We start from the raw sequence: 13,298 nt of genomic DNA, 5'->3' as shown, positions 1-13,298 counted from the left end.
GACGTCATTGGCACCTGCCGATGGCGGCCGAAGCTTTGGGCCGGGGCGCCGCCGGGCGGCGGCACCCCGGAAGGGGTCAGATGGTGACGGCCCCGTTGGCTGTTTCAAAGGTGACGGACATGATGCCCGGGACACCGTGCGGAGCGACCCACTGGACAGCGACGTCCTCGAGCGGCTTTTCCACGGGTTCGCCCAGCCACTCCGTCACGCGGGCAGCCGACCCGGCGATGGTGAGGCTGGACATCTTGACGTCGCTCGCGTAGACGAGGGATGGGTGCAGGGAGGGATCGCCTTCCCAGCGGAGCAGGTACGGGACCTGCGGATCCGCAATCAGGCCGAGGATGCCGATCTGCTGCCAGACAAGTTCCCGGCCGTCAGGGAACTTGCGGTTGCCGGGAACCGCGGAGCGGCCCAGTCGTTCTTCGAAGGGGGACAGGTCGTCGACGGCGACGCACCATCCCATCCATCCACCGCCGGTGGCGGAGCGTGCCCGGACAGCCTGTCCGAACGGCGCCTTGTCCGACGCGGGGTGGTCCAGGACCTCCACAACTTCCAGGTATTTGTGGTCTGCGAGCGGAATGATCATGTTCCGCGTACCGAAGCGCGGGTGCACTCCGCCGCGGACCGCATCCACTCCCAAAGCTGCGGAAATCCGCTCTGTGGTGGCCATCAGGCCATCCTGTTCACAAGCGTAAGAGACGTGATCCATGCGCATGACACTCATCTTGGCACTTTGTGATGGACCTCTCAGCTTAGTCAAGCCTAAGTAACGTAGGACGTCCTTGAATCGTGTCCCGGAGGGTCACGGGAGGACTCCTTGGGCCCGAAAAAGTCTGTCTTCTTCACAATGCTTCAGCGAGGCCGGAGGGCCTTCCTAGACTGGCCGCACGGCACGCTGGAGGGGGAACCGCCGCCTTGGCCGGCCGGACCAGTACACGCATCAGAAGGAGCCGCAATGTCGCACGGTTGGTCATTCGAAACACGACAGATCCATGCCGGCCAGGAGCCGGACGCCGCCGCGGGTGCCCGCGCCCTGCCGATCTACCAGACCACGTCCTTCGTGTTCCCGAGTGCCGAGAGTGCGGCAAACCGCTTCGCCCTGGCGGAGCTGGCGCCGATCTACACGCGGATCGGAAACCCCACGCAGGACGCGGTCGAACAGCGGATCGCCAGCCTCGAAGGCGGACTCGGGGCGCTCCTGCTCAGCTCCGGGCAGGCCGCCGAAACCTTCGCCATCCTCAACGTGGCCGAGGCCGGGGACCACATTGTGGCCAGCCCCAGCCTGTACGGCGGAACGTACAACCTGCTGGCCCACACGCTGAAGAAGTTCGGCATCTCCGTGACGTTCGTCGAGGATCCGGACAACCTGGGCCAGTGGCGCGACGCGGCCCGGGACAACACCAAGCTCTTCTTCGCCGAAGTGGTGTCCAACCCCCGCCAGGACGTGCTCGACATTGAGGGGGTCGCCGGCGTCGCCCACGAGGCCGGCGTCCCGCTGATTGTTGACAACACCCTGTCCACCCCGTACCTGATCCGGCCCATCGAATGGGGCGCCGACATCGTGGTGCATTCCGCCACCAAATACCTCGGCGGCCACGGCGCTGCGATCGCCGGCGTGATCGTGGATTCCGGCACCTTCGACTTCAGCCAGGACCCGGAGCGTTTCCCGAATTTCAACACCCCGGACCCCAGCTACAACGGCCTGGTCTACGCGCGGGACCTCGGCAAGGACGGTGCCCTGGGCGCCAACCTGTCCTACATCCTCAAGGCACGGGTCCAGCTGCTGCGCGACCTCGGTTCGGCGGTCTCCCCGTTCAACGCCTTCCTCATCGCCCAGGGCCTGGAAACCCTCAGCCTCCGGGTCGAACGCCACGTGGCGAACGCCATCAAAGTGGCGCAGTGGCTGGAAGGACGGGACGACGTCGAATCCGTCGCCTATGCCGGCCTGCCGTCCAGCCCCTGGTTCGAACGCGGCCGCAAGTACGGGCCAAAGGGGACGGGTGCGGTGGTGGCTTTCACCATCAAGGGCGGCCTCGAGGCCGGCAAGCGCTTCGTGGACGCCCTGGAGCTGCACTCGCACGTGGCCAACATCGGCGATGTCCGCTCCCTGGTGATCCACCCGGCCTCCACGACCCACAGCCAGCTGACCGTGGAGCGGCAGGCCGTGGCCGGAGTGACTCCCGGGCTGGTGCGCCTTGCCGTGGGCATCGAGCACATCGACGACATCCTGGCCGACCTGGAAGCCGGCTTCCGGGCCGCCAAGGAGGACTGAACCACCGCGACCGACGCGTCCGGGCCCGCGCCATGGCGGGTCCGGACCGTCACAAAGCTGTCACATTGTTCGCGTTGGCGGAGCGGTTCTTCCTACACTCGAAGCCAAAGGTCACGAGTGCCAGCGCTAAACCCCGGTTTGCTGGCCGGCAACCCTCCTTCCGTGGCGGGGTGCCCCGGGTGAAGACCTGGCCTGCCGGACAGTTGCCGGCAGGCAAGCACGAGGCTCAGGGGTTCTCCATGACGATTGCCGCACCGTCGGTCACCAGCAAGCACGACGAAAACGGCCGCACCGAAGACGGCGCGCTCAAGTACGCTTCCATTGGCGCGCTGGACCTCGAGGCAGGGGGTTTCCTGCCGGATGTGCTCCTTGCCTACGAAAGCTGGGGCACCCTTAACGCCGACGCCTCCAACGCCGTCCTCATCGAGCACGCCCTCACCGGAAGCACCCACGTGGCCCGTGGCGGAAGCGACGAAGAGGGCTGGTGGGAACAGCTCGTGGGCCCCGGCGCCACCATCGACACGGACCGCTGGTTCGTGGTTTCCGTCAACATTGTCGGCGGATGCTACGGCAGCACCGGGCCGTCGTCGAACGCGCCGGACGGCAAGCCCTGGGGCTCCCGCTTCCCGTTGGTGACCCTGCGGGACTCCACCACAGCGGAGGCCCGGCTCGCCGACGCCCTCGGGATTGACCGCTGGCACGCGGTGATCGGCGGTTCCATGGGCGGCGCGCGCGCCCTCGAATGGGCGGTCAGCTACCCCGCCCGCGTGAAGAACTGTGCAGTCATCGCAGTGGGCGCGTACAGCACCGCCGAACAGATCGCCTTCGCCCAGGCCCAGACGCTCGCGATCCGCCAGGATCCGGCGTTCAACGGCGGCGACTACTACGACGGCGCTGCTCCCGAGGCGGGCCTGGCCCTCGCCCGCCGGATCGCGCACATCACCTACCGCTCGGCCGCGGAGCTGGACTTCCGTTTCGGCCGGAACGCCCAGGACGACGAATCGCCCCTGCAGGCCCCGGCGCTGGGGGAGCGCGGCCGCTACCAGGTGGAAAGCTACCTCGACCACCAGGGCCACAAGCTGGTGCGACGCTTCGACGCCAACAGTTATGTCGCCCTCACCGAGGCCCTGATGAGCCACGATGTGTCGCGCGGCCGCGGCACCCTCAAGGAAGCCCTCTCCCTCGCGGAGGCGAACTTCTTCGTCGCTGCCGTGAACTCGGACCGCCTCTACTTCCCGGAACAGTCACGCGAACTCGCCGACGCCTTGCCCGGCGGGGTGGAAGTCCACACCATCGAAGCCCCGATCGGCCACGACGGCTTCCTCACCGAGATCGGCCAGCTCGGCCCGCAGCTGGGCGCGGCCTTCTTCGCGTAGCCCCGGGTGCCCATGGTCAGCGCTGGGTCCTATCCCGGCTCCGCGATGTCCAGTTCCACGTCCACACTGTCCCCGGCCTCGATTCCCGCGGCCGCCCGCACGGATTGCTTGACGGGCAGGAGGTAGGAGCCGCTCTTGCTGTCCGGGAAGATGGACGTGCTCCAGCTCTTCCCGGCGACGGTCGCCGTCACCTTGATGGAGCCGAAGCCGCGGCGGAACGGTGCCGCCTCGTCCCGGATGTCCGCGGCGAGCTCCGGCGGGAGCGTGAGGAAATGCCAGCCGGCCTGCTCCGGGATAAGCCAGAGCTCGGCCCGGAACCCGTAGTGTGCTCCCACGTCAGCCGTTCATGATCTCCTGGCGGAGTTTCATGTACTCCTCCATGGCGATCTTGCCGTCGCTGAACTTCCGGTCCAGCTCCGCCAGTTTGCGGGCCCGGTAGCCTTGCGGCTCCGACGGCGCGGGGCTGGGGACGGGCGGCGGTCCGGCGGGTGACCGGTGCTGCTGCGGTGTTTGGTACGGCTGCGGGTACGGGTTCGACGGCGGAACCCGCGACGGCGGGTAATGGCCCGGCGGCGGGTATTGGCCCGAGATGTAGTCGGGGAGTTTGCCCGGGTAACCGCCCTGCTGGAAACGCCCGTCCGGGTAGCCGCTGTTACGGATCCGCCGCTGCTGGGAGCGCTTGTACATGCGGATCCCGACCGGGATCAGCCACGAGCAGACGATAATCCAAAAGAACAGATTGTTCATGGGGGCACCTCATTCCACCCCAATCTTAGCCCCGGGACTTTCCTGCGGGCCGGGCCCGTCAGACGAGCCGCGCGGGCATCTCCAGGAAGGCTCCGTACCGCGCGGCCTCGGCCTCGAGCGCGGATTGCCCGGCCGCATCCAGCGGGTGGTCCATCCTGGCATCGAGCAGGCATTCGCCGCCGGAAAAGTCGTGCCGCCACCACCCCGCCAGCCGTCCGTCCAGCAGGACCACATGCATGGGCGCTCCCGCCGCCGCGAAGTAGGGAGCCGTTCCGCCAAGGTGGTTCCGGGTCTGCGAGTAGCCCATCACGTATTCGTCGTAGCACTGGATCAGGTCGATCGTCGGCGCCACCCCGCGGGAACCAGCAGCGCCGGCGCCGGACCTGGCGCCGGACGCGGCGGAGGCCACGGCGTCGAGCTCCTCGGCGGCGAGGTGGAACTCCATCCCGTCCCGGCTGAACGAGGCAAGGGAGCCGGGCGAGATGTCAGCGGCCAGCCGCAGGCCCTCCCGTACGTCGCCCATCGTCAGGCCGGACCAGGCGGCGCAATCCTTGACCGTCGCCGGCCCGCGGCTCCGGAAGTACCGCAGGGCGAGCTGCCCCAGGGACGCCTCCCGCCGCGCCGCCCCGGTGGCGCCGTGCCCCGCGGACACATCCTGCCGTGCCCGTTCAGGAAAGGCGGCGTACGTCTGCTTCAAGGCTCCGCCGGCGGAGCGCACCGGTGCTCCGCTGACGAGGACCCGGTTGATTTCCGCATGCATCAGCAGGTAGATGAAGCCCAGGCCCTTGGACGGGAAGCCCGCGTTCCCGAGCACCGTGGCCAGGTCCTCGCGGGTCTTGTGGGCGCCGCCGGCAACCGCGGCGGCCAGGATGTCGGCGCTGCGGGCCGCGGCCTTCGCGTCCACGCCGGTCTGCCGGTACATGCCCTTGTTCCCCTGGTGCAGGCGGGGAGCGGACAGCTCCATGAGCCAGTCCAGGTCGTCCCGGTGCACGAAATGCCAGGTGGGCCGCAGCACGTGGGTCCGGAGGACTGTGCCGTCCGCGACGGCGTCTTCCACCCGGGCAGCGAGCCCGCCGTCGTCGTCGGCTGCTCCGGTCGCGCAGCGCTGGGCGAGGGACCAGCGGGCATAGGCAAACTCCTGGGACTGGACGGCGAGCAGGTTCTTCAGGGCCTCCTCGATGCCGGCCGCGCCGGGCGGCCGCAGTTGCTGGCGTCGGAGCCTGCTGCCGACAAGCCAGTCAGTGTTGCCGTCCGTGTCCACAGGGCCGTCAGTTCTGTGGCAGGACGGCGCCGGCGGGGCCGAAGACGGGGCCCGGCGTCGGGCGCTTGGGGGAGATGCCGTCGCCGGAGGACTGGTGGCGGATCCGCCGGATCACCCACGGCACCAGGTACTCGCGGGCCCACACCAGGTCCCCGGTGCGGGCTTCCCGCCAGCTGCGCAGCGGCAGCGGCTTCGGGGTGTATGGCTCCAGCTGGTGCGCCACGTTGAGCGCATCGAGCACCATGGCGGCGATCGTGTGATGCCCCAGGGGCGAAAAGTGCAGGCGGTCGTCGTCCCACATCCGCGGATCGGCCAGCTCGCGCAGGGACCACATGTCGGCCACCACGGCGTCGTGGCGGGAGGCCACGGTGCGGAGGTTCTCGTTGTAGATGGCCACCTTGCCGCGGATCCGGCCGAGGACCGTGGACCCGGTGTCCGGGCCGTTGAAGAGCACCACCGTGGCGCCGTCCGCGCTCAACCGCCCGACGGCGCCGTCCAGCTTCTCGGCGAGCGCGTCCGGATCCCCGCCGGGCCGTATGAGGTCGTTGCCGCCGGCGCTGATGGAAATGAGGTCGGGCTTGAGGGCCAGGCACGGCGCGAGCTGCTCGTCGAGGATCTGCTGCAGCAGCCGGCCGCGGATCGCCAGGTTCGCGTAGGCGAAGTCCCCTTGCCCGCGGCTCAATTCTTCGGCCACCCTGTCGGCCCAGCCGCGGTGGCCGCCCGGGCTGCCGGGCTCTGGGTCTCCGATGCCCTCGGTGAAACTGTCGCCCAAGGCCACATAACGGCTCCAGGGGTGGTTCTGCTCGTCCACGGCGGGGTGGGCCATGGGATCAGTGGCGTTCACGTTGTTGTCCTGCCTCTTGTTGCGCAGCTACGCGACGGTAACTTGTTACTCGTGGGTAACTGTAAGAATAGACCCATGAGTCAAGCAGCTGCCTTCCCCGCCCCTGTTGTCCTGTGGTCCCACGAGGAAGGGGAGCGGGCCGGCAAGCCGCTGCTGGTGCTGTTGCACGGCTACGGTTCCAATGAGGCGGACCTGTTCAGCCTCGCGGGGATGCTGCCCGAGGGGTTCGTGGTCGCCTCCCTGCGCGCCCCGATCCCGACGGGTCCGGGTTTCACCTGGTTCCCGCTGACGGCCTCCATCGATTACTCGCTCGACGCCGTCAAGCTCGCCGCCGACTATGCCCTGGGCTGGCTCGACACCGTCAAGGAGGATCACCCCTCGGTGACCCTGCTCGGTTTCTCCATGGGAATGGCCATGGCTACCTCGATGCTGCGCCAGCGTCCCGCGGACTTTGCCGCCGTCGTCGGGCTGTCCGGGTTCGCCGTCGACGCCGGTGCTGACGCCGCCTTCCGGGACGCCGAACTGGACGGCACGGTTCCGCTGTTCTGGGGCCGCGACCAGCAGGACCCGGTGATCACGCCGGACAAGATCGAATTCACCATGGGCTGGGTGCGCAAGCACGTGGACCTCACCAAGGTGCTGTACACCGGCATGTGGCACGGCATCAACCAGCAGGAGATCGGCCACGTGGGCGAATTCCTCACCCACAAGGTGCTCAGCTAGGAGTTGCCTGCGATCCGCACCGTCCGGCCGTTCACGGTCACGGTGTCACCGGCGTGCAGCTGGCGGCCGCGGCGTTCCTCGATGTCCCCGTTGACCTTCACCAGGCCGTTCTTGATGAGCTCGGTGGCCTCCACGCCGTCCTCCACGAGGTTGGCGAGCTTCAGCAGCTGGCCGAGGCGGATCATCTCGTCGCGGATGGGTACTTCGTCGATTTCGGGGTTGCTCATACAGCAATGATGCCTGACGTAGGCTGGTGAAAATGCCGCAATCTTCCCGTAGCACGCCCTTGGCCGCCGTCGCCGGCCTGTCCCTCGCCGTCGCCGGGGGCGTGTTTCTCCCGCTGCAGGGCCGGATCAACGGTGCCCTGGGCGCACGGCTTGAGGACGGGATCGCGGCTGCCGTCGTGAGCTTCTCCACGGGACTCATCGTCATTGCCGCCGTCGGACTTGTCCTGCCGAAAGGCCGGACCGCATTTCGGCAGGTCATTCCGGCACTGCGGGAGCGCCGCTTCCCCCGCCCCTATGCCTTGGCCGGCGTCATCGGCGCGCTGTTCGTCATCGCGCAGGTCTTCACGGTGGGCGTGCTCGGCGTGGCGCTCTTCACGGTGGCCGTGGTGACCGGACAGACCGTCAGCGGCCTGCTGGTCGACCGCATGGGAATCGCCCCGGGCGGCAAGCGGTCCGTCACCGCCATGCGCATCCTGGGCAGCCTGCTCACGGTCGCAGCGGTGGCCTGGGCCGTGTCGCCGCGCTTTTCCGCGTCGAACGAGCCCGCCGCGCTCCTGCTTCCGGTGCTGCTTCCGGTGCTGGCCGGCTTCCTCATGAGCTTCCAGCAGGCCATGAACGGGACCGCCACCGTGCAATACGGCAGCCCCGTGGCGGCCACCTTCGTGAACTTCGCGGCCGGCGCCGTGGTGCTGTGGGTCCTGTTGCTGCTCAAACTGGCGGTCGCCGGTCCCGGCCACGCGCTGCCAGGCGAATGGTGGTACTACCTCGGCGGGCCGATGGGCTGCGTGTTCATCGGCCTCGCGGCGCTGCTGGTGCGCAGCCTCGGGGTGCTGATGACCGGACTCGGGATGATCGCCGGGCAGCTGCTCGGCTCCCTGGCGCTCGACGTCGTCCTGCCCGCCCCGGGCGCGGTGGTCGCCTTGCCCACGGTGCTGGGCACCCTGCTGACCCTCGGGGCGATCATCCTCGCCACCCTGCCGTGGCCCAGGGGTGCCTTGGCGGCCGGACGGGGCGGCCGGGCGGCGAAGCCGGCCGTGGAAGCCGGACGGGGGCCGGGGCCGGTAGGCTAGGACGGGCAGCATTCCTGCCCAGCTTTCCTTCGCGCAGCCCTACTGCTGCGCACCAGCGCGGACCGCACCCAGCGGCCCTGTAGAAAAATGGAGTACCCATGGCAGCAAAATCCGTCCTCGACCAGGTCATTTCCCTCTCCAAGCGGCGCGGGTTCGTGTTCCAGGCCGGTGAGATCTATGGCGGCTCCCGCTCTGCCTGGGACTACGGGCCCCTCGGTGCCGAACTGAAGGAAAACATCAAGCGCCAGTGGTGGCAGAGCGTTGTCCGCGGCCGCGAAGACGTGGTGGGCCTGGACTCCTCCGTGATCCTGCCCCGCCAGGTCTGGGAAGCGTCCGGCCACGTGGAGGTCTTCTCCGACCCGCTGGTCGAATGCCTCTCCTGCCACAAGCGCTACCGCGCGGACCACCTCGAGGAAGAGTACGAGGAAAAGAAGGGCCGCCCCGCGGAAAACGGCCTCGCTGACATCGTCTGCGCCAACTGCGGCACCCGCGGCCAGTGGACCGAACCGCAGGAGTTCTCCGGGCTGCTCAAGACCTTCCTGGGCCCCGTGGCCAGCGAAGAAGGCCTGCACTACCTGCGCCCGGAAACCGCGCAGGGCATCTTCGTGAACTTCAGCAACGTGCTCACCACGTCCCGGAAGAAGCCCCCGTTCGGCATCGGCCAGATCGGCAAGTCCTTCCGCAACGAGATCACCCCGGGCAACTTCATCTTCCGCACCCGCGAATTCGAGCAGATGGAAATGGAATTCTTCGTCGAGCCCGGCACGGACGAGGAGTGGCACCAGTACTGGATGAAGGAGCGCATGGCCTGGTACACGGGCCTGGGCATCCGCGAGGAGAACCTGCGCTTCTTCGAACACCCGCAGGACAAGCTCAGCCACTACTCCAAGGGCACCACGGACATCGAATACCGCTTCGGCTTCCAGGGTTCCGAATGGGGCGAGCTCGAAGGCATCGCCAACCGCACCGACTTCGATCTTTCCACGCACGCGAAGGCTTCGGGCCAGGACCTGAGCTACTTCAACCAGGCCACCAACGAGCGCTATACCCCATACGTGATCGAACCCGCGGCCGGCCTCACCCGCTCCTTCATGGCGTTCCTGATCGACGCCTACACCGAGGACGAGGCCCCCAACGCCAAGGGCGGCGTGGACGTGCGCACGGTGCTGAAGCTTGACCCGCGCCTGGCCCCGGTCAAGGCCGCCGTGCTGCCGCTGAGCCGCAACGAGGATCTCTCGCCCAAGGCGAAGGAACTCGGCACCCAGCTGCGCAAGAACTGGAACATCGACTTCGACGACGCCGGCGCCATCGGCCGCCGCTACCGCCGCCAGGACGAGATTGGCACCCCGTTCTGCATCACCGTGGACTTCGACACCCTCGAGGACCAGGCCGTGACCATCCGCGAACGCGACACCATGAGCCAGGAACGCGTGTCCCTGGACAAGGTGGAAGGCTACCTGGCAGCACGGCTGATCGGCGCCTGATCCATGGCGGTCGAATACAGGGAATGGCGCGAAGGCGACGACCTCGCGCTCCTGGAAATCTGGGGCGGGCCCGAAACACTCCCGGCCCAGCAGTTCCGTGCAGCGCTGGCACCGTCCAGCAACACCCCCTGGCGGCGGTGCATCGTGGCCGAAGACGTCGTGGACGGGGTCGCCATCCCGGTGGCGGCCGGCGTCGTCCACGAAGCTTCGCTCCACCCGGAGCGGCTGTGGGCCTACATCGAGGTCGCCAAGGACCACCGCCGTAACGGCATCGGTGCCACGCTCCTGACCATGCTGCGCCGCGAAGCCGAACTGGCGCCGTCGGGCGTGTCCAAACTCCGAAGCAAGGTGGAGCCCGGCACGTCCGGTGCCGCCTTCGCAGAGTGGGCAGGGCTCGCCCCGATCCAGCGTTCGCAGCTGGTGGTGGTCCATCCCGAGGCGCTGAAGCTGCCGGTGTTCGGGGACGGCTCGGAAGAAGCCGCCTCCGAGCAGGTCGAGGACCTGGCCACCGGTTCGGTGGAACTGAGCGACGTCGTCGGCCGCTACTACACGGCCGTGCACCACTGGGACAACCCGGGCGAGCTGGGGATTCCCACGGTGCAGCGCATGTTCCTTGACGAGCTGAGCGGCGCCCACGGGGCCGTGGTGCTGCGTGCGCCGAAGGCGAGCGCCTTCGGATCCGGGGTGCCCGCCACCCGCAAGGGCAGGATCCGGGCCTTCGCCGTCAGTTACGCCACGGGCAATGCCGACGACACCTCGGAGGTCTTCCTCGGCCACGAACCGGCGCTGGACGCCGGCGACTCCGCCCAGGCAGTGGGGGACCTGCTTGCCCTGATTGCGTACCAGCACTCCGTGCTGCTCGAAGTGGACGACGCGATGGTTGCCTTGCGCGAGGTCCTGGATCCCCTGCTGGCGCAAGGCAAGGCACACGTTGAGGGCGCGGACACCCAAGTCGTCAGCGACTGACGTTTCGGTAGTACCCAACTAGCTCGCAGTTGTGGTCGTTTTGCACGCTGAGAACGACCACAACTGCCAGTTAGTTGGGCTGAAGGATGGGGAAAGAAAGCAATGGGCCACGCCCACGGACACAACCACGACGGCGATCCCGCGCCCCAGGCGCTAGCGGCACGCAAGCGGGCCAACTGGCTGCTCGCAGCGGTCCTGGTGCCCCTTGGCGTGCTCACCATGGTGGCCATGCTGCTGTTGTGGCCTTCCGGCAGCAAGGAAGGGCTCACCTTGGCCAGCCCATACCAGGCGGCGCCGGGGGTCACCTTCGACACCGGGAAGATCCAGTCGGTCCTCCAGGAAAGCTGCAGCCAGGCCAACACCGGCGCGGACATCCCGCCGGCCGGCCAAAACAACGCCGGCTCGCAATGCACCTTCGCCATGACCCAGCCCGACGCCGGCGGCAGCCCGGTGAAGGTGGTCATCAACCCCGACGTCGCCAAGAGCCACGGCGTCAAGGCAGGCGACGAGATCCGCTACCTGAACCTCTCCAAGGTGCAGGCAGCCGGGACCGGCTCGCCCGCCTACGTCTTCGTGGACTTCGTCCGGTCCCTGCCGATCGCGCTGCTGGCCATTCTGTATGCCGTGGTGGTGATCGCCGTCGCGCGCTGGCGGGGTCTCCGGGCCCTGCTCGGCCTGGTGGGCGCGTACGTGGTGCTGGTCAGCTTCATGCTTCCCGGCCTGGTGGAGGGCAAGCCGCCGCTGCTCGTGGCGTTGGTGGGCTCCACGGCCATCATGATCGGCGTGCTGTATTTCGCCCACGGTTTCTCGGCCCGCACGTCCACTGCCCTCCTGGGCACGATCTTCGGCCTTGGCATCACGGCCCTGCTGGCGGCCTGGGCCACCAGCGCGGCGAACTTGGCAGGCGTGGGCAACCACGACGCCGCCACCCTGATAAACACGTCCGACCGGATTTCGATCTCCGGCATCATCCTGTGCGGCCTCATCATTTCCGGCCTCGGCGTCCTCAACGACGTCACCATCACGCAGTCCTCGGCGGTATGGGAACTCTACGAACTGGCCCCCGAGACCACGGCCCGCAAGCTCTTCAGCTCGGCCATGCGGATCGGCCGCGACCACATCGCCTCCACCGTGTACACGATCGCGTTCGCCTACGCCGGCGCCGCCCTGCCGATCCTGATCATCGTGATGCTCTACGACCGGCCCCTGCTGGACACCCTCACCAGCGCTGAACTGTCGGAGGAAGTGGTCCGGACCCTGGTCGGATCGATCGGCCTGGTCCTCGCCATCCCGGTCACCACGCTGATCGCGGTGCTTGTGGTCAAGGCAACCGGCCTCCGCCGCGCGCCGGCGGGCGCCGGGTCCCTCGGCAGTGCTGCCGCGGAGGACGACGACGCCGGCCGGGTCCGCGAGCTGGAAAGCTCCCCGACGGCGGTGGAGGACTACGCCTCGCTCGACACCGGGGAGTTGGCCGCCGTCGTCGAAACCCGCCGCGCCCGCCGCGAGGCGGAACGCAAGGAAGCCGAACGCCGCGACGCGGAGCGCCGGGGAACCGACGGGCGCCGCTAGGGTGTGTTGCTAAATCTCCTGGTCCTTAGGAGTGTCCTTGCCGAGCACACGGAACGTCAGATGCGTCGCCGCCGGCGTGACTACTGCATCAATGCGCTCCAGCCCCACTGGGGAGTCCAGGCTGCCGAACAGCGAGGTGCCGCCACCGACGAGAACCGGCATCACGTGGAGGTGGATCTCGTCCACGAGGCCCAGAGGGAGCGCCTGCTGCATGACGGTCGCGCCGAAGAGGTGCACGTCCTTGTCGCCGGCTGCTTGCCGGGCCTGCCGGATGGCACTCATCACGCCATCGATGACGAAGGTAAACACTGGAGGATAGGGCCTGTGTGGTGCGTGGTGGGTGACGACGAAGCACGGGATGTCGCCCATCGGACCGGCATCGCCCCAGCCGCCGTCGCCTTCGTTCTTCTCGAACGAGCGGCGGCCCATGACGATGGCACCCACCCGGTCGACGGTCTCCTCCACAACAGCGCGGTCGTCGTCGCTCGCGGTGGGACGGAGCCAGGCATGCAGATCCTGCGCACCGTCGCCGAATGGATTCTCGCGGCTGTCGTTGGGACCGGTGACGTAGCCATCAACAGATACGGACATGTCGGCGAACACAAGTCCCATCAGGTACTCCTCCTACCTCGATGTGCAACAGCGCTTCGCGCCCTCGATCAGTATCACCCCGAACTGTCCGATCAGGTTCAGCAACGCGGCCCAGGGGCTCCGCCGCCCGGCTTTCGCAGGGCCTCCGGACGGGCCGGAGCTGATTTG

At 68.1% G+C, this 13,298-nt stretch carries 14 protein-coding genes and 1 riboswitch; of the genes, 7 read left to right on the top strand and 7 right to left on the bottom strand.

Annotation, left to right across the window (positions count from 1 at the left end):
- Positions 1-76: 76 nt before the first annotated feature.
- Entirely contained in the window at positions 77-715 is a 639-nt protein-coding gene (locus D3654_RS01210; protein ID WP_074589062.1) for a VOC family protein, read from the bottom strand.
- Positions 716-955: 240 nt separating this feature from the next.
- Between D3654_RS01210 and D3654_RS01205 the strand changes: the two genes are divergently transcribed.
- Together D3654_RS01205 and metX are read left to right on the top strand one after the other, a co-directional pair.
- Complete coding sequence (locus tag D3654_RS01205; RefSeq protein ID WP_120519709.1) at positions 956-2,272, top strand: bifunctional o-acetylhomoserine/o-acetylserine sulfhydrylase; 1,317 nt, start codon at positions 956-958, stop codon at positions 2,270-2,272.
- Positions 2,273-2,381: 109 nt separating this feature from the next.
- A riboswitch (SAM riboswitch) is annotated at positions 2,382-2,498 on the top strand.
- Positions 2,499-2,511: 13 nt separating this feature from the next.
- Entirely contained in the window at positions 2,512-3,648 is a 1,137-nt protein-coding gene (gene metX, locus D3654_RS01200; RefSeq protein ID WP_120519708.1) for a homoserine O-acetyltransferase MetX, read from the top strand.
- A 29-nt stretch (positions 3,649-3,677) separates the two neighbouring features.
- Here the strand turns inward: metX and D3654_RS01195 are convergent, their stop codons facing one another.
- Genes D3654_RS01195 through D3654_RS01180 form a run of 4 tightly spaced genes read right to left on the bottom strand, consistent with a single transcriptional unit; the run spans position 3,678 to position 6,482 of the window.
- A complete protein-coding gene (locus tag D3654_RS01195; RefSeq protein WP_120519707.1) occupies positions 3,678-3,983 on the bottom strand; it encodes a DUF1905 domain-containing protein in 306 nt (101 codons plus the stop codon).
- Position 3,984: 1 nt separating this feature from the next.
- Positions 3,985-4,395 (bottom strand): hypothetical protein, encoded by a 411-nt coding sequence (locus tag D3654_RS01190; RefSeq protein ID WP_120519706.1) that lies wholly within the window; start codon positions 4,393-4,395, stop codon positions 3,985-3,987.
- A 58-nt stretch (positions 4,396-4,453) separates the two neighbouring features.
- Entirely contained in the window at positions 4,454-5,656 is a 1,203-nt protein-coding gene (locus D3654_RS01185; RefSeq protein ID WP_245413024.1) for a winged helix DNA-binding domain-containing protein, read from the bottom strand.
- Between the two features lie 7 nt (positions 5,657-5,663).
- The gene (locus tag D3654_RS01180) at positions 5,664-6,482 is read right to left on the bottom strand and encodes an SGNH/GDSL hydrolase family protein (protein ID WP_120519740.1); all 819 of its coding nucleotides are present in this window, start codon (positions 6,480-6,482) and stop codon (positions 5,664-5,666) included.
- A 93-nt stretch (positions 6,483-6,575) separates the two neighbouring features.
- Between D3654_RS01180 and D3654_RS01175 the strand changes: the two genes are divergently transcribed.
- Positions 6,576-7,223 carry an alpha/beta hydrolase gene (locus D3654_RS01175; protein ID WP_120519705.1) on the top strand — a complete coding sequence of 216 codons (648 nt, stop codon included), beginning with the start codon at positions 6,576-6,578 and terminating at the stop codon, positions 7,221-7,223.
- On the opposite strand, the gene D3654_RS01170 is transcribed toward D3654_RS01175, so the two are convergent.
- Positions 7,220-7,450, bottom strand: a complete 231-nt coding sequence (locus D3654_RS01170) for an RNA-binding S4 domain-containing protein (protein ID WP_120519704.1) — start codon at positions 7,448-7,450, stop codon at positions 7,220-7,222. The two genes, D3654_RS01175 and D3654_RS01170, sit on opposite strands and share 4 nt — an antisense overlap.
- A gap of 32 nt (positions 7,451-7,482) precedes the next feature.
- Between D3654_RS01170 and D3654_RS01165 the strand changes: the two genes are divergently transcribed.
- The 4 genes from D3654_RS01165 to D3654_RS01150 all read left to right on the top strand — a co-directional run bounded on the left by D3654_RS01165 (position 7,483) and on the right by D3654_RS01150 (position 12,539).
- A complete protein-coding gene (locus D3654_RS01165; RefSeq protein WP_120519703.1) occupies positions 7,483-8,520 on the top strand; it encodes a DMT family transporter in 1,038 nt (345 codons plus the stop codon).
- A gap of 98 nt (positions 8,521-8,618) precedes the next feature.
- Positions 8,619-10,004, top strand: coding sequence for a glycine--tRNA ligase (locus D3654_RS01160; RefSeq protein ID WP_120519702.1), 1,386 nt, complete (start codon positions 8,619-8,621; stop codon positions 10,002-10,004).
- Between the two features lie 3 nt (positions 10,005-10,007).
- Positions 10,008-10,970 carry a GNAT family N-acetyltransferase gene (locus D3654_RS01155; RefSeq protein ID WP_120519701.1) on the top strand — a complete coding sequence of 321 codons (963 nt, stop codon included), beginning with the start codon at positions 10,008-10,010 and terminating at the stop codon, positions 10,968-10,970.
- A 102-nt stretch (positions 10,971-11,072) separates the two neighbouring features.
- The gene (locus D3654_RS01150) at positions 11,073-12,539 is read left to right on the top strand and encodes a YibE/F family protein (RefSeq protein WP_120519700.1); all 1,467 of its coding nucleotides are present in this window, start codon (positions 11,073-11,075) and stop codon (positions 12,537-12,539) included.
- A 9-nt stretch (positions 12,540-12,548) separates the two neighbouring features.
- On the opposite strand, the gene D3654_RS01145 is transcribed toward D3654_RS01150, so the two are convergent.
- Complete coding sequence (locus tag D3654_RS01145; RefSeq protein ID WP_120519699.1) at positions 12,549-13,151, bottom strand: dihydrofolate reductase family protein; 603 nt, start codon at positions 13,149-13,151, stop codon at positions 12,549-12,551.
- Positions 13,152-13,298: the final 147 nt, after the last annotated feature.

This window comes from Arthrobacter celericrescens (assembly GCF_003614925.1).
GTDB classification, from domain to species: Bacteria; Actinomycetota; Actinomycetes; order Actinomycetales; family Micrococcaceae; genus Arthrobacter; species Arthrobacter celericrescens.
The sequence above is the reverse complement of the archived record's forward strand: the minus strand, read 5'-3'. Positions and strand labels throughout refer to the sequence as shown.

Coding starts and splice junctions, on each gene's coding strand:
- D3654_RS01145 (WP_120519699.1), bottom strand. CDS start 13,151: ATGGGACTTGTGTTCGCCGACATGTCCGTATCTGTTGATGGCTACGTC.
- D3654_RS01175 (WP_120519705.1), top strand. CDS start 6,576: ATGAGTCAAGCAGCTGCCTTCCCCGCCCCTGTTGTCCTGTGGTCCCAC.
- D3654_RS01180 (WP_120519740.1), bottom strand. CDS start 6,482: ATGGCCCACCCCGCCGTGGACGAGCAGAACCACCCCTGGAGCCGTTAT.
- D3654_RS01160 (WP_120519702.1), top strand. CDS start 8,619: ATGGCAGCAAAATCCGTCCTCGACCAGGTCATTTCCCTCTCCAAGCGG.
- D3654_RS01155 (WP_120519701.1), top strand. CDS start 10,008: ATGGCGGTCGAATACAGGGAATGGCGCGAAGGCGACGACCTCGCGCTC.
- D3654_RS01170 (WP_120519704.1), bottom strand. CDS start 7,450: ATGAGCAACCCCGAAATCGACGAAGTACCCATCCGCGACGAGATGATC.
- D3654_RS01150 (WP_120519700.1), top strand. CDS start 11,073: ATGGGCCACGCCCACGGACACAACCACGACGGCGATCCCGCGCCCCAG.
- D3654_RS01165 (WP_120519703.1), top strand. CDS start 7,483: ATGCCGCAATCTTCCCGTAGCACGCCCTTGGCCGCCGTCGCCGGCCTG.
- D3654_RS01210 (WP_074589062.1), bottom strand. CDS start 715: ATGCGCATGGATCACGTCTCTTACGCTTGTGAACAGGATGGCCTGATG.
- D3654_RS01190 (WP_120519706.1), bottom strand. CDS start 4,395: ATGAACAATCTGTTCTTTTGGATTATCGTCTGCTCGTGGCTGATCCCG.
- D3654_RS01205 (WP_120519709.1), top strand. CDS start 956: ATGTCGCACGGTTGGTCATTCGAAACACGACAGATCCATGCCGGCCAG.
- metX (WP_120519708.1), top strand. CDS start 2,512: ATGACGATTGCCGCACCGTCGGTCACCAGCAAGCACGACGAAAACGGC.